Below are 20,724 nucleotides of genomic sequence, written 5' to 3' on the forward strand. Positions count from 1 at the left end.
GTTTTTATCCTTTTATTTTCTTGAAAGATATAGTGAAAAATGCTATAATGAAAAGAACATTTTAAAATAAGAATTATTACAAGTAAGGAAAGAAATGGCGAATATTTTAAGAACAATTATCGAAAATGATAAAGGCGAATTAAGAAGATTAGAAAAAATGGCGAAGAAAGTCATGGCTTATGAAGATGAAATGGCTGCTTTGTCAGATGAGGCTTTGAAAGCAAAGACAGATGAATTTAAGTTGCGGTATCAAAATGGTGAGTCATTAGATGATTTGCTTTATGAGGCCTTTGCAGTTGTTCGCGAAGGCGCAAAACGTGTGTTGGGCCTCTTCCCTTATCCTGTACAGATTATGGGCGGGATTGTCTTACACCATGGAGATGTACCAGAAATGCGCACAGGGGAAGGAAAGACTTTGACTGCGACCATGCCGGTTTATCTGAATGCTTTGTCTGGTGAAGGTGTACATGTTGTCACAGTAAATGAGTACCTGACAGAACGTGACGCAACTGAAATGGGTGAATTGTACTCTTGGTTGGGACTTTCTGTTGGTATTAATCTTGCCGCAAAGTCATCAGCAGAAAAGAAAGAAGCCTACGCTTGTGATATTACCTATTCAACGAATGCAGAGATTGGGTTTGACTATTTGCGCGACAATATGGTAGTGCGTGCTGAAAATATGGTGCAACGCCCACTTAACTATGCTTTGGTTGATGAAGTGGACTCCATTTTGATTGATGAAGCTCGTACCCCTTTAATTGTGTCCGGACCAACTTCGTCTGATACAAATCAGCTTTATCATATGGCGGATAGCTTTGTAAAATCATTAAACAAAGATGATTATATTATTGATGTTCAGTCTAAGACTATTGGACTTTCTGATTCGGGGATTGATAAGGCAGAAAGTTATTTCAAACTAGAAAACCTGTATGACATTGAAAATGTAGCACTGACTCACTTTGTTGACAATGCTCTTCGTGCAAATTATATTATGCTGTTGGACATTGACTATGTGGTTAGTGAAGAACAGGAAATTTTGATTGTTGACCAATTTACAGGTCGGACAATGGAAGGTCGCCGCTATTCTGATGGACTCCACCAAGCAATTGAAGCTAAAGAAGGTGTACCAATTCAAGATGAAACGAAGACCTCAGCTTCTATCACTTACCAAAATTTGTTCCGTATGTATAAGAAATTGTCAGGAATGACGGGAACGGCCAAGACAGAAGAAGAAGAATTCCGCGAAACTTATAATATTCGAGTGATTCCGATTCCTACAAACCGTCCGGTGGCTCGTATTGATCACCCAGACCTTCTTTATCCAAGTATTGAATCAAAATTTAAAGCAGTTGTCCAAGATGTGAAAGCTCGTCATGAAAAAGGGCAACCTGTACTTGTGGGGACGGTTGCTGTTGAAACGAGTGATTATATTTCTAAAAAATTAGTCGAAGCTGGAGTTCCTCATGAAGTATTGAATGCGAAAAATCACTATAAAGAAGCGCAAATCATTATGAATGCTGGTCAGCGGGGTGCTGTAACGATTGCAACCAATATGGCTGGTCGTGGTACGGATATTAAACTTGGTGAAGGCGTTCGCGAGTTAGGTGGACTTTGTGTCATTGGTACAGAACGTCATGAGAGTCGTCGTATCGATAATCAGCTTCGTGGTCGTTCCGGACGTCAGGGAGATCCAGGGGAATCGCAATTTTATCTGTCACTTGAAGATGAGCTCATGCGTCGTTTTGGTTCAGAGCGGATTAAAGCAGTTATGGAACGCTTCAAAATGAGTGAAGAAGAGTCGGTTATCAAATCCAAAATGTTTACTCGTCAAGTGGAAGGAGCCCAAAAGCGTGTTGAAGGGAACAATTACGATACACGTAAACAAGTCCTTCAATATGATGATGTCATGCGTGAGCAGCGTGAGATTATCTATGCACAACGTTATGATGTCATTACGGCTGATCGTGATTTAGCACCGGAAATTCACGCTATGATGAAGCGGACTATTAATCGTTTTGTAGATGGCAATAGTCGTGCCGAACAGCAAGAAAAAATCGAAGCTATTGTGAATTTTGCTAAATATAATCTGGTGCCCGAAGACTCTATCAACATATCAGACTTAATCGACTTATCAGATGATGAAATAAAGGAAAACTTGTATCAACGAGCACTGGAAGTATATGACAATCAGGTCGCAAAATTGCGAGATGAAGAATCAGTCAGAGAATTCCAAAAAGTTTTGATTCTGCGTGTAGTGGACAATAAATGGACTGACCATATTGATGCTTTAGACCAATTACGTAATGCCGTTGGACTCCGAGGTTATGCACAAAACAATCCGGTTGTTGAATATCAAGCAGAAAGTTTCCGCATGTTTAATGATATGATTGGTTCGATTGAGTTTGATGTTACACGGCTGATGATGAAAGCTCAAATTCATGAGCAAGAGCGTCCACGGACGGAACACCATATCAGTACAACGGCAACACGTAATATTGCAGCACAAAAATCTGGCTTACCTAGTGATATCGATTTGACAAAAGTGAAGCGCAATGACTTATGTCCATGTGGTTCAGGGAAGAAATTCAAAAATTGTCACGGACGCCACAGATAAGTAGTGTATAGGGGGAGATTATGACATTTAAAGCAACTAGTCAGCCAATTGACGTAGCAAAGGTTCGCAATCTATCGAAATTAAAAGGAGATGCTTTAGCCAAAAAAGAAGCACGAGATCGGGAACTAAATGCAATTATTCGCGGAGAAGATGACCGCATTCTGCTAGTCATTGGTCCGTGTTCTTCTGACAATGAAGCGGCTGTTCTAGAATATGCAAAACGTTTATCTGCCCTTCAAGAAGAGGTAAAAGACCGTATTTTTATGGTGATGCGTGTGTATACGGCAAAACCTCGTACCAATGGTGACGGCTATAAAGGCTTGATTCATCAACCAAATGCGAAAGCAGCCCCAAGTTTAATCAACGGCATTAAAGCAGTACGCAATTTGCACTATCGTGTGATTACAGAAACAGGAATGACGACTGCTGATGAAATGCTGTATCCGGAAAATCTTCCTTTGGTAGATGATTTGATTTCTTATATGGCTGTTGGAGCGCGTTCTGTGGAAGATCAGCAACACCGTTTTGTAGCTAGTGGAGCTGACGTTGCGACTGGTTTAAAAAACCCCACTTCTGGAAATCTTAATGTTATGTTTAATGGGATTTATGCAGCCCAAAACAAACAAAGTTTCTTGTTTGCTGGTAAGGAAGTAGAAACTTCAGGTAATCCCTTAGCGCATGCTATTTTGCGCGGTGGTCTTGATGAATACGGAAAGAATATCCCAAATTATTACTATGATAATTTACTAGATACGATTGCTCAATATGAAAAAATGGGCTTAGAAAATCCTTTTATCATCATTGATACCAACCATGATAATTCTGGAAAACAGTATTTAGAACAGGTACGAATTGTCCGTCAAACTTTAATCAACCGTGATTGGAATGAGAAAATCAAAAAAGTTGTACGCGGCTTTATGATCGAGTCTTACTTAGAAGATGGCCGTCAAAATGAGCCTGAGGTGTTCGGAAAATCCATCACAGACCCTTGTTTGGGTTGGGATAATACAGTCAGATTAGTCAAGGAAATTTACACTACCCTATCTAAAAATGAAAAATAAAAAGGATGGAGTTGAGACTAGTCTCAACTCTTTTTAAAAAGATGATTAAAGGACATGGTATTGATATAGAGGAAATTTCTTCTATTCAAAAAGTTTATGAAAAAAATGCTCGCTTTGCTAGGAAAGTTTTGACAGCCGCAGAATTTGACCGATTTGAAAAACTGACTGGTAAGCGAAAAATGGAATATTTGGCGGGGCGTTGGTCTGCTAAAGAGGCTTTTTCTAAAGCGTGGGGGACTGGTATCGGCTGTGTCACTTTTCAGGATTTAGAAATTTTAAACGATGAAAAGGGAGCGCCTATTTTTAGCAAATCACCTTTTTCTGGCAAGGTCTGGGTGTCACTCAGCCACACAGATAATGTCGTCACAGCTAGTGTTATTTTGGAGGAACATCATGAAAACGAGTAATCATCGGCCTACTAAGGCTATTGTTGATTTGGCTGCTATTCAATTTAATATTAAACAAATTGCAGAGCATATACCAGACAATGTAGAAAAATGGGCTGTTGTCAAGGCAGACGCCTATGGTCACGGTGCAGTTGCTGTTACGCAATCTATTGAGCCAATTGTGGATGGCTTTTGTGTTTCCAATATTGATGAAGCGGTAGAGCTGAGAGAAGCTGGTATTTCAAAAAAAATTCTGGTTCTGGGAGTATCAACTATCCAGTCTGTTCCGTTTTCAATTAAATACAAGATTACTTATACGGTGGCTAGTTTAGAATGGATTGATTTGCTTTTGAAGTCAGACATAGACCTAACTGGACTGGTTGTTCATATAAAAATTGATTCTGGAATGGGGCGGATTGGTTTTCGAAATAGCCAAGACGCTCAAGAAGCGATTCATCGTTTGGAAAAGGCAGGTGCTCAGGTCAAAGGAATTTTCACCCATTTTGCGACAGCTGATGAAGCAGATACGCAAAAATTTGAGGCACAGTTAGCACGTTTTAAAGAAATTTTAGGGCAATTAGAAACTATTCCACCGATTGTTCACGCTAGTAATTCGGCAACGACTCTGTGGCATAGTGAGACGATTATGAATGCAGTCCGTTTGGGCGATGTCATTTATGGGCTTAATCCAAGTGGAACTGTTTTGGAGCTGCCTTATGACATCAAACCAGCTCTTTCATTGGTTTCAGAATTGGTTCATGTCAAGCAATTAGAAGTAGGGGCAGATGTAGGGTACGGAGCTACTTATACAAGTGATAGTCTACAGTTTATTGGAACGATTCCGCTGGGCTATGCTGATGGCTGGACGCGAGATATGCAAGGCTTTAATGTTTTAGTTGACGGGAATCCTTGTCCCATTGTTGGACGCGTATCTATGGATCAGATTACTGTTCGTTTACCTCAGTTTTATCCTATTGGAACGTCAGTTGTTTTCATCGGAAAAAGCGGGGAAGAGGTTATTTCTGCAACAGATGTGGCAGAAAAACGGGAAACCATCAATTACGAGGTGGTTTGCTTGATCAGCGACCGCGTCCCTAGAGTTTACAAAGAATGAGTTGAAATCTAAAAGTAGTCGGAAACAATCCAAAGAGCTATTGGAGGGTGTCTGTTTTAGCCTGCTTTTATAAATTCTTAAGAAACAGAACTGAAAGAGGAATTATGAATTTACACCAACCTTTAACGGTTCTGCCGGGTGTAGGACCGAAATCTGCTGAAAAGTTTACTAGGCTGGGAATTGAAAACCTACAGGATTTACTACTCTATTTTCCATTTCGCTATGAAGATTTTAAAAGTAAGAATGTGTTAGAACTGGAAGATGGTGAAAAGGCGGTTATCTCAGGACTTGTCGTTACGCCAGCCAATGTGCAGTATTATGGCTATAAACGTAATCGTCTACGTTTTACTATAAAACAAGGCGAAGTGGTGCTTGCAGTCAATTTTTTTAACCAACCCTATCTGGCAGACAAAGTGGAGGTTGGTTCAACCATTTCTATTTTCGGGAAATGGGATAAAGCAAAAGCGAGTCTGACAGGTATGAAAATCTTAGCACAAGTGGAGGATGACTTACAGCCTGTCTATCGAGTGGCACAAGGGATTAGTCAAGCTAGTTTGGTGAAAGTCATTAAGACAGCTTTTGACCAAGGCTTAGAACTTCTGTTGGAAGAAAATCTGCCTCAAATTCTGCTGGAGCGCTATCAGTTAGTGGAACGCAGTCAGGCCGTACGAGCAATGCATTTTCCAAAAGACTTAACAGAATACAAACAAGCCTTGCGTCGGGTCAAGTTTGAAGAGCTTTTTTACTTTCAAATGCAGTTACAGGTCCTAAAGAGCGAAAGCAAGAATGCGAGTCAAGGGTTAGCTATTCCTTGGCGAGGTGATTTATTAGAAAAAAAGCTGACACTGCTACCTTTTGAATTGACAGCTGCCCAGAAGCGGAGTCTTGATGAAATTCTACAAGATATGCAAGCACCAACCCACATGAACCGGCTTTTGCAGGGAGATGTGGGTAGTGGAAAGACGGTGGTTGCGGGTCTAGCTATGTACGCTACCTATACAGCTGGTTTGCAATCTGCTCTTATGGTACCGACTGAAATTTTGGCAGAGCAGCATTTTGATAGCTTGAGCCAACTTTTTCCTGAACTACGGATAATTCTGTTGACAGGAGGAATGAAGCAGGCAGAACGAAAAGAAGCACTAGAAGCGATTGAGACTGGTCAGGTAGATATGATTGTCGGTACTCATGCTTTGATTCAAGAAAGTGTGACATATCATCAGCTTGGTTTGGTGATTATTGATGAACAGCACCGCTTTGGAGTAGGACAGAGACGAATTTTGCGGGAAAAAGGAAATAATCCTGATGTGCTCATGATGACTGCAACGCCCATTCCTAGGACGCTTGCTATTACTGCTTTTGGTGATATGGATGTGTCAATTATTGACCAAATGCCAGCGGGGCGTAAGCCGATTATCACTCGTTGGGTCAAGCATGAGCAGCTGGAAGTAGTTCTGGATTGGTTGAGGAAAGAGCTGCAACGAGGTGCTCAGGTCTATGTCATCTCTCCTTTGATTGAGGAGTCGGAAGCCCTGGATCTGAAAAATGCTATTGCTTTGGAAGAGGAATTAAAGGCTTATTTCGGTGACAAAGCACGAGTAGCTCTGCTACATGGTAAAATGAAGAGCGAAGAAAAAGATACCATTATGCAGGATTTTAAGAAAGGAAAAATTGACATTCTGGTTTCCACGACTGTTATTGAAGTCGGTGTCAATGTCCCCAATGCTACGGTCATGCTAATCATGGATGCGGATCGATTTGGGCTCAGTCAGCTCCACCAGTTACGTGGTCGGGTAGGACGTGGAGACAAGCAATCTTATGCGGTTCTCGTGGCTAATCCTAAGATAGAATCTGGCAAGAAACGCATGAAAATCATGACGGAAACGACTAACGGTTTCGTCTTGGCTGAGGAAGATTTGAAAATGCGTGGCTCTGGTGAAATCTTCGGCACGCGTCAATCAGGGATTCCAGAGTTTCAAGTGGCGGATATTGTAGAGGATTATCCAATTTTAGAAGAAGCCAGAAAAGTTGCTAGTCAAATTGTGTCCATTTCTGATTGGAGAACGCATGCAGACTGGCATATCGTAGCTCTTCATTTGGACAAGCAGGACTACTTGGATTAGAAGATGAAACGAAAAAGAGGCTGGAACAAAATCCAGCCTCAAAGCATACTGTGTAATAAAGCAACGACGAAGTAACTAATTACGCAAAACACTGCGTCGTTGCAGATAAAACTTGAAAGTAAGTCACTTTTCGTTTGCTTTTCAAGCTTGAAAAAGTGCTGTTGACAAAAACTTTGTTTTCTTCATTCATTACCTCAATAGTCTAGGAGACAGTTGAGCAGCTTTGTAGGAGAGACTACAAACTAAATTTTAAATTAAGTTTTCTGAAAGAAATCTATAAGCCTGTTTTAAGTTTTTCGGACTATACTAAATTCATTAAAAAGAAAGAGGTAAGTCCAATGACAGTAAACATTAAAGTGAATTATAACAAGACATTCAAAAAAACAGGAAAGGAATTAGAAATATATGGTAGATAACTAAAAAAACAAGCGAGTTAAAAAACTTTTTTTCATAAATCTCCTAAGAAGCTTCGAATTAATCGAGGCTTTTTATTTATATAAGAATCTAGCCTTCTATGTAGTTTTTTAATGTCTGCCCTTGAAGTCCAGCGTTAAGGGCGATGAGAAGTTTGATACGAGCTTTAGGAGCATTTAATTCTTTAACAAACATAATTCCTGCTTCACGAAGCATCACGCCACCTCCTTCATAAGCATAAACTGGCTCTGCAATACCATTGAAGCAACGAGACACCAATGCAATTGGAAGACCAGAAGCAGTCATACGGCTGAGCTTTTGTGCCACTTCTTGTGGTAGATTCCCAGCTCCGAAGGCTTCAATGACGAGACCGTCTATTCTCTTCAAATCTAACATATCCAGCAATTCGGTTGTCATTCCAGCATAGGTGGGGATAATAGGAATCAAGCCAGTAATCTTATTCAAATGAAAATGTACGCGTGGTTCGGCAGTTTTAAAATAGAGAATTTCTTTTTTCATAATCAATCCAAGTGGACCATGAGTTGGCGTTTGAAAGGTACTGACATTTGTTGTATGTGTTTTTGTTACGTATTTTGCAGAATGGATTTCATCATTCATAACTACTAGAACGCCCTTTCCGCGTGCCTTTTCATCACTTGCAACACGAAGTGCAGACAAGTAATTGTAAACCCCATCACTCCCTAGTTCATTAGAGCTTCGCATGGCACCAGTCAAAACAACAGGAATATTTGGCAGTTCCATCGTATCCAAAAAATATGCTGTTTCTTCTAGAGTGTCCGTTCCGTGAGTAATCACAACACCGTCAAAATGCTTTCCATCTGCCTTGATTTTTTTGTACAATTGTAGCATGTGCTGCGGTGTCATGTGAGGGCTAGGAATATTGAATATATCAAGAGCAGTCACTTGAATGCCTTCTAGAGGAACTGCGACATGGTTCATGGGATTATGTTCATTTGAGACGACTTTTCCAGTGGTGTCAGCTTGCATGGAAATGGTACCGCCAGTATGTAAAACTAGAATTCTTTTGGTCATAAGTGAGCTTCTCCTGAATCTATGCTATAATTATTGTATCATAAAAGAAAGAGATGAGAAATGAATGGAAATCAAAGCAGTCTTTTTTGATATTGACGGGACATTAGTAAATAATAGTCGGACGGTCTTGAAATCCACAGAACAAGCGATCCATAGTTTAAAACAGCAAGGTATTTTAGTTGGTTTAGCAACAGGAAGAGGCCCCTTTTTTGTCCAATCCTTTATGGAACAGTTGGATTTAGATTTTGCAGTGACCTATAATGGACAATATATTTTTTCAAAAGATAAAGTCATTTCTGCTAAGCCAATTGATAAAACTAGCTTGCGTCACTTGATTCAGTATGCTCACCAGCATAAAATAGAAATTTCATTTGGAACAGAATCAGGAGTGGTTGGCTCAAAAATCATGAGTTTTGGCATGAGCAAATTTTCTCAATGGACTAGTCGTTTTGTTCCGAAAAAGATGACACACTTGGTTAATAAAAGTTTCAATCATGTAATCAGCAAGGCGCTTCCTCAACAACAGAATGATTTATTTAAATCTATTCAAGAGCCGATTTATCAAGTGTTAATGTTGGCAACCCCGAGAGAAACACAATCTATAGAAGCCGATTTTCCAAATTTAAAATTTACTCGCAGCAGTCCTTTTGCGGCTGACATTATCAATCAGGGTATGTCCAAGCTAGAGGGAATTAAGCTGGTTGGAAAAGAATATGGCTTTGATATCAATCAAGTCATGGCTTTTGGTGATTCTGATAATGATGTTGAAATGTTAGCGGGGGTTGGTATGTCCATCGCCATGGGAAATGGAACTAGTCGAGTGAAAGAAGTTGCGAAACATACTACTAGCAGTAATAGTCAGGACGGAATTCATAAGGCTTTGGAGCATTTTGGTATTTTGGCGAGTGAAAAAGTCTTTGTCAGTAGCGACCACCACTTTAATAAGGTCAAAGAATTTCATGGGATAATGGATGAATGCACGCAGGAGGAGCCCATCCTGTGGACACCAGAAGGTGCTCGTCATCGTGCAGGCTTCAAGGTAGAAGAACTAGTGGAATTTTTACGAGCAGCCAGTCCGTCAGAAGAAATTTTCAATCAGTCTGTTCAATCTTTGCATAAAGCGATAGATAAAGCTTCCGATAAGGTTAAACAGAAGAGTAATGCAGAGATGTCTCTCGTTGGACAAGTAGATGCACTGATTGATATGCTATATTTTACTTATGGTAGTTTTGTTTTAATGGGAGTAGATCCTGAGCGCTTATTTGAAATTGTACACCAAGCGAATATGGGGAAACTCTTCCCAGATGGTAAAGCGCACTTTGACCCAGTTACTCATAAAATTTTAAAACCAGATGATTGGGAAAAAAATTATGCACCGGAGCCTGCTATCAAAAAAGAACTTGAACGTCAAATTCAAGCTTATCAACGGAATTGTGAAAAAAATGAAGAATAAAAAAAGAGGAGAGACTGGTTATGCCAATCTCTCTTTATCTTTGGATTATAATGTTTTTTCCTTATCACGAACAACAAGTAAGTCAACTTTTGCATGACGCAAGATGTATTCAGATGAGGAACCGACCAATAAACGTTCAAAGGCATTGAGCCCAGTAGCACCGACCATGATGAGATCGACTTTTTGTTCATCTGGAATATCTGTTGCAAGTAAGGTTTTAGGGTTACCCATTTCAACAATTGTGACAACGTCTGTGACGCCAGCTTCTTTTGCTTTTTGGGCATACTCATCCATTAATTTTTTAGCATCTGCCTGTAATTCTTCATAAACTTCGGCATCGAATGTGGAAACACTTTGCAATGCACGTGTATCAATAACGTGAGCGATTGTGAGACGTGAATTATTTCTTAGTGCCACATTTACCCCTTTTTCAAAAGCAAGCTCAGCTTCGTGAGAACCATCAACAGCGACCATAATGTTTTGATATCTTTGTAGCATAGGGATACCTCCATTCTTTCTTTACTAATATTGTAACCCTTTACATGAAAAAAGTAAAGCATTTTCAGGTAGACTTTACAAGAACTTTTTTAGATTTTTTAGAAAAATTGCGTTATAATAAATTGACTCTTTTGAAATGAGGAAAAGTTCGATGAAAGAATTTAATAAATCGACAAAGTTAGAACATGTAGCTTATGATATTCGTGGTCCAGTCCTAGAAGAAGCCATGCGAATGCGTGCAAATGGTGAGAAGATCCTCCGTTTGAATACAGGAAATCCTGCCGAATTTGGTTTTACGGCACCAGATGAAGTGATTCATGATTTGATTATGAATGCACGGGATAGCGAGGGCTATTCAGACTCGAAAGGAATTTTTTCTGCTCGGAAAGCCATTATGCAGTATTGTCAGTTGAAGAATATTCCAAATGTCGATATTGAGGACGTTTATCTTGGTAATGGGGTTAGCGAGCTGATTGTTATGTCAATGCAGGGCTTGCTGGATAATGGGGACGAAGTTCTAGTGCCAATGCCTGATTATCCGCTCTGGACAGCTGCTGTTAGCTTAGCAGGAGGCAATGCGGTTCATTATCTTTGTGATGAGCAGGCGGATTGGTATCCAGATATAGAAGATATCAAATCAAAGATTACTTCTAATACAAAGGCTATTGTCGTTATCAATCCAAACAATCCGACTGGTGCCTTGTATCCTAAGGAAGTTCTAGAATACCTTGTTGAAATTGCACGACAAAATAACTTGATTATTTTTGCGGATGAGATTTATGACCGTTTAGTGATGGATGGTGAGAAACATACAGCGATTGCTAGTCTGGCACCGGATCTTTTCTGCGTCAGCATGAACGGTTTGTCTAAATCGCACCGTATCGCAGGTTTTCGCGTAGGCTGGATGGTGCTTTCAGGTCCAAAATCTCATGTGAAAGATTATATCGAAGGACTGAATATGCTGTCAAATATGCGTTTGTGCTCAAACGTCTTATCTCAGCATGTGGTCCAAACATCTCTTGGAGGTTATCAGTCAGTAGACGAATTGTTGCTTCCTGGTGGTCGCATTTATGAGCAACGGAATTTTATTTACAAGGCTATCAATGAAATTCCAGGTTTGTCTGCGACCAAACCTAAAGCAGGACTGTATATTTTTCCAAAAATTGATAGAGAAATGTATCAAGTGGATGATGACGAACAATTCGTGCTTGATTTCTTAAAGCAAGAAAAGATTTTGCTGGTGCACGGACGCGGATTTAATTGGAAAGATCCAGATCATTTCCGTATCGTTTATCTGCCACGTGTAGATGAATTAGCACAGATCCAAGAAAAAATGACGCGTTTCTTAAGGCAATATCGAAGATAATCATACAGGCAGCCGAAAGGTTGCTTTTTTGGTATTGGAAATGCGGATTGAGGAGTTTTGAAAAAGTTAATGAGACTTAATTGTGTTTCAATAAACAATTTTCAGATAATTGTTGAAGAATAAAGCGTTTTATGGTATAATCAATAAGATTATATGCGAGGTAAATTATGGCAAACTTATTAGCAAAAACACGAAAAATTACATCTATTTTGCGTCGTTCAGATGAGCGCTTACAGGAAGAATTGCCCTACAATGCTATTACTCAGCAGTTAGCTGAGATTATGGATTGCAATGCTTGTATTGTAAACAGCAAGGGGCGTCTTTTGGGGTATTTTATGCGCTACAAGACGAATAATGACCGGGTGGAAGCATTTTATCAAACAAAAATCTTCCCAGAAGAGTATGTTCGCACAGCGAATTTGATGTATGATACAGAAGCTAATCTTCCTGTCAATCATGCTTTATCTATTTTTCCAGTCGAAACCAAAGATGAATTTCCAGATGGCTTGACGACGATTTCGCCTATTCATGTATCAGGGATTCGCTTAGGAACATTGATTGTTTGGCGAAATGATAAAGAATTTGATGATGATGACTTGATCTTAGTTGAAATTGCAAGTACAGTAGTTGGGATTCAGCTACTCAACTTCCAACGAGAAGAAGATGAAAAAAATATTCGACGTCGAACAGCCGTAACTATGGCTGTAAATACGCTATCTTATTCAGAATTACGAGCTGTTTCAGCTATTTTAGGTGAACTAAATGGTAATGAAGGACAGTTGACAGCATCGGTCATTGCAGATCGTATTGGGATTACTCGCTCAGTGATTGTCAATGCTTTGCGTAAACTAGAGAGTGCAGGCATTATTGAGAGTCGTTCTTTAGGAATGAAAGGAACCTACCTTAAAGTCCTTATTCCCGATGTCTTTGAAGAGATTAAAAGGAGAGACTACTGATGACAAAAGCATTGATTTCGATTGATTATACGGTGGATTTTGTGGCAGATGATGGCAAGTTGACAGCTGGAGATCCAGCTCAGGCAATTTCTGAAGCTATTGCCCAAGTGACCGAGGCAGCTTTTGAACGAGGAGATTATATCTTTTTTGCAATTGATGCGCATGACGAAGGAGATACTTTCCACCCAGAAAGTAAACTCTTTCCACCACACAATATCAAAGGAACTAGTGGACGCAATCTTTATGGACCGTTGGCTGACTTTTATGAAACCTATCAAGCGGACTCTCGAGTCTTTTGGATGGATAAGCGCCATTATTCTGCCTTTTCCGGCACAGATTTGGATATACGTCTGCGAGAAAGAAAAGTAGACACGGTGATTCTGACAGGAGTCTTGACGGATATTTGCGTCCTGCATACGGCAATAGATGCCTACAATTTAGGGTATCAAATTGAGGTGGTAGAATCTGCGGTAGCTTCTCTTTCTGAAGAAAATCATAAATTTGCTCTCAATCACTTGCAAAATGTTTTAGGTTCGACTATAATAGATAACAATTTAAAAGTAAAAAAGCAGTAGAGTAGGCTTGCTGACTTGCACAGAAAGTGCTGAAAGCTGAGAGCAGCACCAAGAAAGCAAAATCCGAAGAACATACTGTCAATGATAAAATGGTTTTTTCTATGCTATTTATGACAAAAGATAATATTGTTTAAAACTATTATATTGTTGCGAATGATTTGTGTGAATCAAAGCACAAACGGCTGCTCACGTTACGAGCCAGAGGTTGCAATGCAACGAATAACAGTGGTACCACGGCTTTCGTCTGTTTTACAGGCGAAAGCCGTTTTTCCATCGTTCTTAATGCTTTAGAGTCTAGAGCTATGGACATAGATTTACGCAGTAAAGTCTATGTTCCTTATAATTCTTAGCACATAGAGGAGTGGATGCAGTTTTGTCCTTTGGACAAAATCTGTAACCCCAAATTGCTTAATGCTTTATAGCATTAGATCTATGGGCGTAGATTTCTATATGTAATTTGTGGTAAATTGGTGATTAAACTGAACATGAATTTAGAAAGAGGTAGAGAACATGAAAGAAGTTTTTATCGGAAACTACGGTTTAGAACAGGTTGGTCAGAAAATGACAGCGACCGGCTGGGTTGCCAATATCCGAAATCATGGGAAATTAGCTTTTATAGAGCTAAGAGACCGAGAAGGACTACTTCAAGTTTTTGTCGCAGGCGATAGCCCAGCTTTTGCGGGAATTGATCATCTACATAAGGAAGATGTTATCTCTGTTACGGGAGAGGTTGTCAAACGAGAAAATCGCTTTGTCAACAAAGCTATCAAGTCTGGACAGGTGGAGCTACGAGCGGAGGCTATTCAAATCCTTGCAAACAGTAAGTCTCTTCCCTTTGAACTCGATCAGCACGCCCATACAGGAGAAGACTTGCGACAGAAATATCGCTATCTAGATTTGCGTCGGAGTAAGATGACAGAGAACCTCAAACTTCGTCATCAAGTAACCAGCACAATTCGTGACTATTTAAACGGTAAGGATTTTATGGAAGTGGAGACTCCTTACTTGACAAAGTCTACACCGGAAGGAGCTAGAGATTTTTTGGTTCCTAGTCGAGTTTTTAAAAATCAATTTTATGCCTTGCCTCAAAGTCCGCAAATGCTGAAGCAACTCTTAATGGGAGCTGGTCTGGAGCGTTACTATCAAGTTGTTCGCTGCTTTCGGGATGAGGACCTACGAGGAGATCGTCAGCCTGAGTTTACTCAGGTTGATATGGAAATGAGTTTTGTTAGTGAGGAAGACATTCGCAGACTTGTTGAAGGCATGCTCAAAGCTGTTGTTAAGAAAACTCATGGTTTAGAGCTAACAGAAGCTTTTTCAACTATTAGCTATGAAGAGGCTATGAGCCGTTTCGGCTCTGATAAGCCAGATACGCGCTTTGGTTTAGAGCTGAATAGTTTGACGGATTTGTGCCAAGCAAATGAATCGCTTCTCATCAAGAAAGCCTTGGATAACCAAGAGGAAGTGATGGGTATCTGTGTTCCTAATGCTGCGAATGAATTCACTAAAAAGCAGCTTAGTCATTTCTATCAGGAAATGAAAGGATTTGGAGCTAGTAGGTTTGCAAGCGTTACGGTAGAAGCTGGTGGGCTTCAAGGGGATTTGGCTTCGACTTTTGAAACAGAAGTAGCTGCTTTCATAGAGCGATTTAAAGCACAAGACGGTGATTTACTTTTGCTAGTTATTGCCAAGAAAAGACAAGCTCAAGAAGCTCTAGGGTACTTGCGTTTAGAAGTGGCAAAACATCTTGATTTGATCGACCAGAGCTTGCTGAACTTTCTCTGGGTTGTGGACTGGCCCCTGCTGGAGTGGAATGAGGACCAAAACCGCTATCAAGCCATGCACCATCCTTTCACACAGGGGATTTTTGAAGATGGGCAAGAGCCAGGTCAATTTCGCAGCCATGCCTACGACATTGTCTTGAATGGCTATGAAATTGGTGGAGGAAGCCTTCGTATTCACGACCGGAAAGCTCAGGAGGCCATGTTTGAGCTATTAGGCATGAGCCGAGAAGACTATGAGCGGGACTTTGGTTTCTTCCTGGAAGCCTTGGAATACGGCTTCCCACCACACGGCGGCTTGGCTCTAGGCTTAGATCGTTTGGTTATGATTTTAGCTGGGGAAGAAAATATCCGCCAAGTCATCGCCTTTCCGAAGAATGGTACTGGCTTTGATCCGATGCTGGAAAGTCCAAGTTTGGTTGACCAAAGACAGCTGAAAGACCTGCATTTGGAATTGAAGAACTAAGCCTATTTGTGATAAAATAAGAAGACGATTATTTTTCAGTTATGCTGAAAAATAAAAGAAGAGAAAGGAAACAGAGATGAAAATTACTCAAGAGGAAGTAACGCATGTTGCTCACTTGTCAAAACTAGCTTTTTCACCTGAAGAAACAGCAGAATTTGCGACAACTTTGTCAAAAATTGTGGACATGGTGGAGTTGTTAAACGAAGTTGATACAACTGGAGTGCCTTTTACATCAAACGTGGCAGAAAATGTCAACTATATGCGTGAAGATGTACCAGTTGCAGGTTGGAATCGAGAAGAACTTTTCCAAAATGTACCTGAAAAAGAGCGGGGCTATATCAAGGTTCCTGCCATCCTAGATGACGGAGGAGATGCCTAATGACTTTAAACCAAAAAACAATTGAAGAATTGCATGATCTCCTTGTCAAAAAGGAACTTTCAGCAGTTGAGCTGACGAAAGCTACTCTGGAAGATATGAAAAGTCGAGAAAGTGCAGTTGATAGTTTTATTACGATTAGTGAAGAAGAAGCAGTGGCACAGGCAGCAGCAGTAGATGCAAAGGGAATTGATGCGGATAATCTCATGAGCGGCATTCCACTGGCTGTTAAGGACAATATTTCTACTAAGGGGATTCTAACGACAGCTGCCTCAAAAATTCTCTACAATTACAAACCGATTTTCGATGCGACCAGTGTGGAGAAGCTCTACAGCAAGGACATGATTATCGTTGGTAAAACCAATATGGACGAATTTGCCATGGGTGGTTCCAGTGAAAATTCTTATTTTAAGACTACGAAAAATGCTTGGGACGCTACAAAAGTTCCAGGTGGTTCATCTGGTGGTTCAGCGACAGCAGTTGCTTCTGGTCAAGTTCGCCTGTCTCTAGGTTCTGATACCGGAGGTTCGATCCGTCAGCCAGCTTCCTTTAACGGAGTGGTTGGTCTCAAGCCAACTTATGGACGAGTTTCTCGGTTTGGTCTCATTGCTTTTGGTAGCTCGCTAGATCAGATTGGACCATTTTCTCGGACGGTTAAAGAAAATGCTCAGCTTTTGGGAGTGATTGCAGGTAATGACAAAAAAGACTCAACTTCTTCTCAACGAGCTGTTCCTGATTTCACTAGCAAGATTGGTCAAGAGATTAAAGGATTGAAAATCGCTCTTCCCAAAGAATACATGGGTGAGGGAATTGATGAAAAAGTCAAAGAACGCATTTTAGCGGCTGCTAAGCATTTGGAAAGTCTGGGAGCAATTGTTGAAGAAGTCAGCCTTCCGCACAGCAAGTACGGTGTTGCAGTCTACTATATCATCGCTTCTTCTGAAGCCAGTTCCAACTTGCAACGTTTTGACGGGATTCGCTACGGCTATCGGGCAGAAGAGATTGAAAACTTAGAGGATGTCTATGTCAAATCTCGCAGCCAAGGTTTTGGTGAGGAAGTCAAGCGCCGAATTATGCTAGGAACGTTCAGTTTATCGTCTGGTTATTATGATGCTTATTTCAAAAAGGCGGGTCAAGTTCGGACGCTCATTATGCAAGATTTTGCCAAGGTTTTTGAAAAATATGATTTGATCTTAGGTCCAACTGCACCGACGGTAGCTTATGACTTGGGCAGTCAAAACCAAGATCCGGTAGCCATGTATCTGGCCGACCTTTTGACCATTCCAGTCAATCTGGCTGGCTTGCCGGGCATTTCGATCCCAGCTGGCTTTGCAGACGGTCTTCCTGTTGGTCTGCAGCTGATTGGTAACCACTTTGATGAAGAAACGATTTACCAAGTGGCAGCTGCTTTTGAGGCAACGACAGATTACCACAAGCAAAAGCCAGTCATTTTTGGAGAATAAGAAATGGTTCGTATTTATCAGTCTAAACTTTATCATCAGCCAGCTTATCTTGATTTATTGATAAATATTGCTAACTCAGTTATAGGGGATAATGAGATACTTTATGTTGCACTTAAGGGGACGTTTAAAGAATTTCTCTTCTGTACAGATAAAAATGTTTATATAGTAAAGCAAGGGTATATGACAGGACATACATTTGGTAACGGTATATTTTCAATGCCATATAAAAATATTACAAATGCAGAAGTAAATTATGGTTTTCTAGGTAATGGATATTTTGAAATTTCGGCTGGAGGCATGCAAAATACTAGAAAGAGTTATTGGTCTAATGATCCTGACAAAAGTGCCGCTAAACAACCTAATTCCATATCTATAGCATCTAAAGTTGTTTCAGATAGTTTTAATTATGCAAAAAACTTTATATTAGAAAAAGTGAATGAAACACATATGCCAGTAAATACAGTATCAACTATTTCTCCTGCTGATGAGATACTTAAATACAAAAAGTTATTAGATGAGGGTATTATCACAGATGAAGAATTTATTTTGAAAAAGAAAGAACTGTTAAGGCTATAAATATTTAGAAAGGATATTAAATGAACTTTGAAACGATTATTGGATTGGAAGTCCATGTTGAATTAAAAACAAATTCAAAAATTTTCTCACCAGCACCGGCTCATTTCGGGGAAGATCCAAATACCAACACCAATATCATTGACTGGTCTTTTCCAGGTGTCTTGCCAGTAATGAATAAGGGAGTTATTGATTACGGTATCAAGGCTGCTCTGGCGCTCAATATGGACATTCATCAAAAAATGCACTTTGACCGCAAGAATTATTTTTATCCAGATAATCCTAAGGCCTATCAAATTTCTCAATTTGATGAGCCCATTGGCTATAATGGCTGGATTGAAATCGAGCTAGAAGACGGCATGACTAAGAAAATTCGCATTGAGCGGGCTCATTTGGAAGAGGATGCTGGCAAGAATACCCACGGTAGTGATGGCTACTCTTATGTGGACCTCAACCGTCAAGGAGTGCCTTTGATCGAGATTGTCTCAGAAGCTGACATGCGCAGTCCAGAAGAAGCTTACGCTTACTTAACAGCGCTCAAAGAAATTATCCAATACACGGGTATTTCCGATGTCAAGATGGAGGAAGGCTCCATGCGGGTGGATGCAAATATTTCTATCCGACCTTATGGCCAAGAAGAATTTGGCACCAAGACAGAACTAAAAAATCTTAATTCCTTTAACTTTGTCCGCAAGGGCTTGGCTTTTGAGGAAAAACGCCAGGCTGAGATTTTGCGTAGCGGTGGACAGATTCGTCAAGAAACTCGCCGTTATGACGAAGCGACAGGTGAGACTCTTTTGATGAGAGTCAAGGAAGGTTCGGCAGATTATCGTTATTTCCCAGAGCCAGACCTGCCAATCTTTGAGATTGATGACAGCTGGATTGAGGCGGTGCGCTCAGATTTACCAGCTTTTCCAAAAGAACGTCGGGCTAAGTATAAAGCTGACTTCGGACTATCAGACTATGATGTCAAACAATTAACGGCAACGAAAAATCTCTCAGACTTCTTTGAAGCTGCAGTAGCAGCAGGCGGAGACGCAAAATCTGTGTCAAACTGGCTTCAAGGTGAAGTGGCTCAGTACCTCAATGCTGAGGGCAAGACTATCGCAGAGATTGAGTTGACACCGGAAAATCTGACAGAAATGATTGCTCTGATTACAGATGGCACTATCTCTTCTAAGATTGCCAAAAAAGTCTTTGTTCATTTGGCGAAAAATGGTGGCTCAGCTAAGGAATATGTAGAAAAAGCCGGTCTGGTCCAAATCTCAGACCCAGCCCAGCTATTACCAATCATCCAAGAAGTATTTGCCAACAATGAAAAAGCTCTCAATGACTATAAGGGCGGCAACAAAAATGCAGCTAAGTCACTGATTGGTCAGCTCATGAAAGCTACCAAAGGCCAAGCTAATCCACAAGTAGCTCAAAAACTGCTCAATCAAGAGTTGGAAAAATTGTAAAATATAAAAAATCAGTCGTTTCGGCTGATTTTTTGTGTTATAATCATACGATGAAAGGGAGAAGTGGAATGTCAAAGACAGCCAAAGGAACAATGTTAACATTAGTAGCAGGAGTTGCATGGGGATTGTCAGGTACGAGTGGGCAATACTTAATGGCGCATGGATTTCCCGTCTTAGTTTTAACGAATGTTCGACTTTTAATTGCGGGAGTTCTGTTGATATCGTATATGGTATTAACCAATCGCAAAAAATTATTTGAAATGCTAAAAGATCAGGAAGCGATGATGTCATTAGTGCTTTTTGCTTTATTAGGACTTTTGCTCAATCAATTTGCTTATTTAAAATCTATTTATGAAAGTAATGCAGGCACAGCTACTGTTCTGCAATATGTCTGTCCGGTTGGAATCCTTGCTTATACTTGCTTCAAAGATTGGGTTGCACCTACTATAACAGAAGTGTTGTCTATGATATTAGCTATTGGAGGTACTTTTTTGATTGCCACTCATGGACAGCTCGATCACTTATCTGTAACGCCAGCAGGGCTTTTTTGGGGATTATTTGCTGCCTTCACTTACGCTTTATATATTTTAATCCCAATTCAATTGATAAAAAGGTGGGGCAGTATTCCGGTGATTGGAGTGGGGATGACATTAGCAGGCCTTGCTCTAACACCATTTAGTGGTATCTTACATTTTCATTTGCGATTGTCAATGGAAGTATACCTAGCTTTGGTGGGCATTATCTTAGTGGGAACAATCCTCGCTTATACGCTATTTCTCAAAGGAACCAGTTTAGTTGGACCTGTTAAATCTAGCCTGTTAGCGGCTGTTGAGCCCATATCGGCTGTATTTTTTGCCTTTCTCATTATGCATGAGCAATTTTATCTTGTAGACTTTGCTGGTATGTTTATGATTTTATCGGCGGTCTTCTTGATTTCTATAAAAGATTTGATATTAGAAAAAAGGAAAGGAATCTTATAAAAGGCAGAGCGAATCGCA

At 40.3% G+C, this 20,724-nt stretch carries 17 protein-coding genes; 15 read left to right on the top strand and 2 right to left on the bottom strand.

The features are described 5' to 3' along the window. Window positions 1-94: 94 nt before the first annotated feature. From secA to recG, 5 genes are all read left to right on the top strand, one after another. Window positions 95-2,614: a preprotein translocase subunit SecA gene (secA, locus tag HMPREF2542_RS02435; protein WP_006267982.1), complete on the top strand. Its 2,520-nt coding sequence runs from the start codon at window positions 95-97 to the stop codon at window positions 2,612-2,614. 20 nt (window positions 2,615-2,634) lie between these two features. Then, window positions 2,635-3,675 (top strand): 3-deoxy-7-phosphoheptulonate synthase, encoded by a 1,041-nt coding sequence (locus HMPREF2542_RS02440; protein ID WP_003070524.1) that lies wholly within the window; start codon window positions 2,635-2,637, stop codon window positions 3,673-3,675. Between the two features lie 41 nt (window positions 3,676-3,716). Beyond that, window positions 3,717-4,082 carry a holo-ACP synthase gene (gene acpS, locus HMPREF2542_RS02445; protein ID WP_037565938.1) on the top strand — a complete coding sequence of 122 codons (366 nt, stop codon included), beginning with the start codon at window positions 3,717-3,719 and terminating at the stop codon, window positions 4,080-4,082. Then, window positions 4,069-5,175 (top strand): alanine racemase, encoded by a 1,107-nt coding sequence (gene alr, locus HMPREF2542_RS02450; RefSeq protein ID WP_058669819.1) that lies wholly within the window; start codon window positions 4,069-4,071, stop codon window positions 5,173-5,175. Before acpS ends, alr begins: the two co-directional genes overlap by 14 nt. A gap of 104 nt (window positions 5,176-5,279) precedes the next feature. Further along, window positions 5,280-7,295, top strand: a complete 2,016-nt coding sequence (recG, locus tag HMPREF2542_RS02455; RefSeq protein ID WP_058669818.1) for an ATP-dependent DNA helicase RecG — start codon at window positions 5,280-5,282, stop codon at window positions 7,293-7,295. A 504-nt stretch (window positions 7,296-7,799) separates the two neighbouring features. Here recG and HMPREF2542_RS02460 read toward each other — a convergent pair. Then, window positions 7,800-8,762: an asparaginase gene (locus tag HMPREF2542_RS02460; RefSeq protein ID WP_058669817.1), complete on the bottom strand. Its 963-nt coding sequence runs from the start codon at window positions 8,760-8,762 to the stop codon at window positions 7,800-7,802. Between the two features lie 64 nt (window positions 8,763-8,826). Here HMPREF2542_RS02460 and HMPREF2542_RS02465 point away from each other — a divergent pair, with 64 nt between their 5' ends. Beyond that, window positions 8,827-10,215, top strand: coding sequence for a Cof-type HAD-IIB family hydrolase (locus tag HMPREF2542_RS02465; protein ID WP_058669816.1), 1,389 nt, complete (start codon window positions 8,827-8,829; stop codon window positions 10,213-10,215). 45 nt (window positions 10,216-10,260) lie between these two features. Here HMPREF2542_RS02465 and HMPREF2542_RS02470 read toward each other — a convergent pair whose 3' ends face one another. Beyond that, on the bottom strand, window positions 10,261-10,713 hold the full coding sequence (locus tag HMPREF2542_RS02470) for a universal stress protein (protein WP_048801206.1): 453 nt from the start codon (window positions 10,711-10,713) through the stop codon (window positions 10,261-10,263). 151 nt (window positions 10,714-10,864) lie between these two features. Between HMPREF2542_RS02470 and HMPREF2542_RS02475 the strand changes: the two genes are divergently transcribed. From HMPREF2542_RS02475 to HMPREF2542_RS02515, 9 genes are all read left to right on the top strand, one after another. After that, window positions 10,865-12,079: a pyridoxal phosphate-dependent aminotransferase gene (locus HMPREF2542_RS02475; protein ID WP_003070510.1), complete on the top strand. Its 1,215-nt coding sequence runs from the start codon at window positions 10,865-10,867 to the stop codon at window positions 12,077-12,079. Window positions 12,080-12,246: 167 nt separating this feature from the next. After that, entirely contained in the window at window positions 12,247-13,035 is a 789-nt protein-coding gene (codY, locus tag HMPREF2542_RS02480) for a GTP-sensing pleiotropic transcriptional regulator CodY (protein ID WP_003070508.1), read from the top strand. Next, on the top strand, window positions 13,035-13,610 hold the full coding sequence (locus HMPREF2542_RS02485; protein WP_058669815.1) for a cysteine hydrolase family protein: 576 nt from the start codon (window positions 13,035-13,037) through the stop codon (window positions 13,608-13,610). The genes codY and HMPREF2542_RS02485 overlap by 1 nt, the downstream gene beginning before the upstream one ends. A gap of 510 nt (window positions 13,611-14,120) precedes the next feature. Beyond that, entirely contained in the window at window positions 14,121-15,857 is a 1,737-nt protein-coding gene (aspS, locus tag HMPREF2542_RS02490; protein WP_049481668.1) for an aspartate--tRNA ligase, read from the top strand. A gap of 76 nt (window positions 15,858-15,933) precedes the next feature. Further along, complete coding sequence (gene gatC / locus HMPREF2542_RS02495; protein ID WP_070484258.1) at window positions 15,934-16,236, top strand: Asp-tRNA(Asn)/Glu-tRNA(Gln) amidotransferase subunit GatC; 303 nt, start codon at window positions 15,934-15,936, stop codon at window positions 16,234-16,236. Next, window positions 16,236-17,696, top strand: a complete 1,461-nt coding sequence (gatA, locus tag HMPREF2542_RS02500) for an Asp-tRNA(Asn)/Glu-tRNA(Gln) amidotransferase subunit GatA (protein WP_070484261.1) — start codon at window positions 16,236-16,238, stop codon at window positions 17,694-17,696. Before gatC ends, gatA begins: the two co-directional genes overlap by 1 nt. A gap of 3 nt (window positions 17,697-17,699) precedes the next feature. Next, window positions 17,700-18,272 carry an SHOCT domain-containing protein gene (locus tag HMPREF2542_RS10075; RefSeq protein WP_058669814.1) on the top strand — a complete coding sequence of 191 codons (573 nt, stop codon included), beginning with the start codon at window positions 17,700-17,702 and terminating at the stop codon, window positions 18,270-18,272. 20 nt (window positions 18,273-18,292) lie between these two features. Further along, entirely contained in the window at window positions 18,293-19,726 is a 1,434-nt protein-coding gene (gene gatB / locus HMPREF2542_RS02510) for an Asp-tRNA(Asn)/Glu-tRNA(Gln) amidotransferase subunit GatB (protein ID WP_070484264.1), read from the top strand. Between the two features lie 68 nt (window positions 19,727-19,794). Continuing rightward, a complete protein-coding gene (locus HMPREF2542_RS02515) occupies window positions 19,795-20,706 on the top strand; it encodes a DMT family transporter (RefSeq protein WP_070484267.1) in 912 nt (303 codons plus the stop codon). The last annotated feature ends 18 nt before the right edge of the window (window positions 20,707-20,724 follow it).

It is taken from the genome of Streptococcus sp. HMSC034B05 (assembly GCF_001809055.1).
GTDB lineage: Bacteria > Bacillota > Bacilli > Lactobacillales > Streptococcaceae > Streptococcus > Streptococcus constellatus.

What these genes read in the sequence shown, in the direction of transcription:
- secA (WP_006267982.1), top strand. Translation starts at nt 95, where the DNA reads ATGGCGAATATTTTAAGAACAATTATCGAAAATGATAAAGGCGAATTA.
- HMPREF2542_RS02440 (WP_003070524.1), top strand. Translation starts at nt 2,635, where the DNA reads ATGACATTTAAAGCAACTAGTCAGCCAATTGACGTAGCAAAGGTTCGC.
- acpS (WP_037565938.1), top strand. Translation starts at nt 3,717, where the DNA reads ATGATTAAAGGACATGGTATTGATATAGAGGAAATTTCTTCTATTCAA.
- alr (WP_058669819.1), top strand. Translation starts at nt 4,069, where the DNA reads ATGAAAACGAGTAATCATCGGCCTACTAAGGCTATTGTTGATTTGGCT.
- recG (WP_058669818.1), top strand. Translation starts at nt 5,280, where the DNA reads ATGAATTTACACCAACCTTTAACGGTTCTGCCGGGTGTAGGACCGAAA.
- HMPREF2542_RS02460 (WP_058669817.1), bottom strand. Translation starts at nt 8,762, where the DNA reads ATGACCAAAAGAATTCTAGTTTTACATACTGGCGGTACCATTTCCATG.
- HMPREF2542_RS02465 (WP_058669816.1), top strand. Translation starts at nt 8,827, where the DNA reads ATGGAAATCAAAGCAGTCTTTTTTGATATTGACGGGACATTAGTAAAT.
- HMPREF2542_RS02470 (WP_048801206.1), bottom strand. Translation starts at nt 10,713, where the DNA reads ATGCTACAAAGATATCAAAACATTATGGTCGCTGTTGATGGTTCTCAC.
- HMPREF2542_RS02475 (WP_003070510.1), top strand. Translation starts at nt 10,865, where the DNA reads ATGAAAGAATTTAATAAATCGACAAAGTTAGAACATGTAGCTTATGAT.
- codY (WP_003070508.1), top strand. Translation starts at nt 12,247, where the DNA reads ATGGCAAACTTATTAGCAAAAACACGAAAAATTACATCTATTTTGCGT.
- HMPREF2542_RS02485 (WP_058669815.1), top strand. Translation starts at nt 13,035, where the DNA reads ATGACAAAAGCATTGATTTCGATTGATTATACGGTGGATTTTGTGGCA.
- aspS (WP_049481668.1), top strand. Translation starts at nt 14,121, where the DNA reads ATGAAAGAAGTTTTTATCGGAAACTACGGTTTAGAACAGGTTGGTCAG.
- gatC (WP_070484258.1), top strand. Translation starts at nt 15,934, where the DNA reads ATGAAAATTACTCAAGAGGAAGTAACGCATGTTGCTCACTTGTCAAAA.
- gatA (WP_070484261.1), top strand. Translation starts at nt 16,236, where the DNA reads ATGACTTTAAACCAAAAAACAATTGAAGAATTGCATGATCTCCTTGTC.
- HMPREF2542_RS10075 (WP_058669814.1), top strand. Translation starts at nt 17,700, where the DNA reads ATGGTTCGTATTTATCAGTCTAAACTTTATCATCAGCCAGCTTATCTT.
- gatB (WP_070484264.1), top strand. Translation starts at nt 18,293, where the DNA reads ATGAACTTTGAAACGATTATTGGATTGGAAGTCCATGTTGAATTAAAA.
- HMPREF2542_RS02515 (WP_070484267.1), top strand. Translation starts at nt 19,795, where the DNA reads ATGTCAAAGACAGCCAAAGGAACAATGTTAACATTAGTAGCAGGAGTT.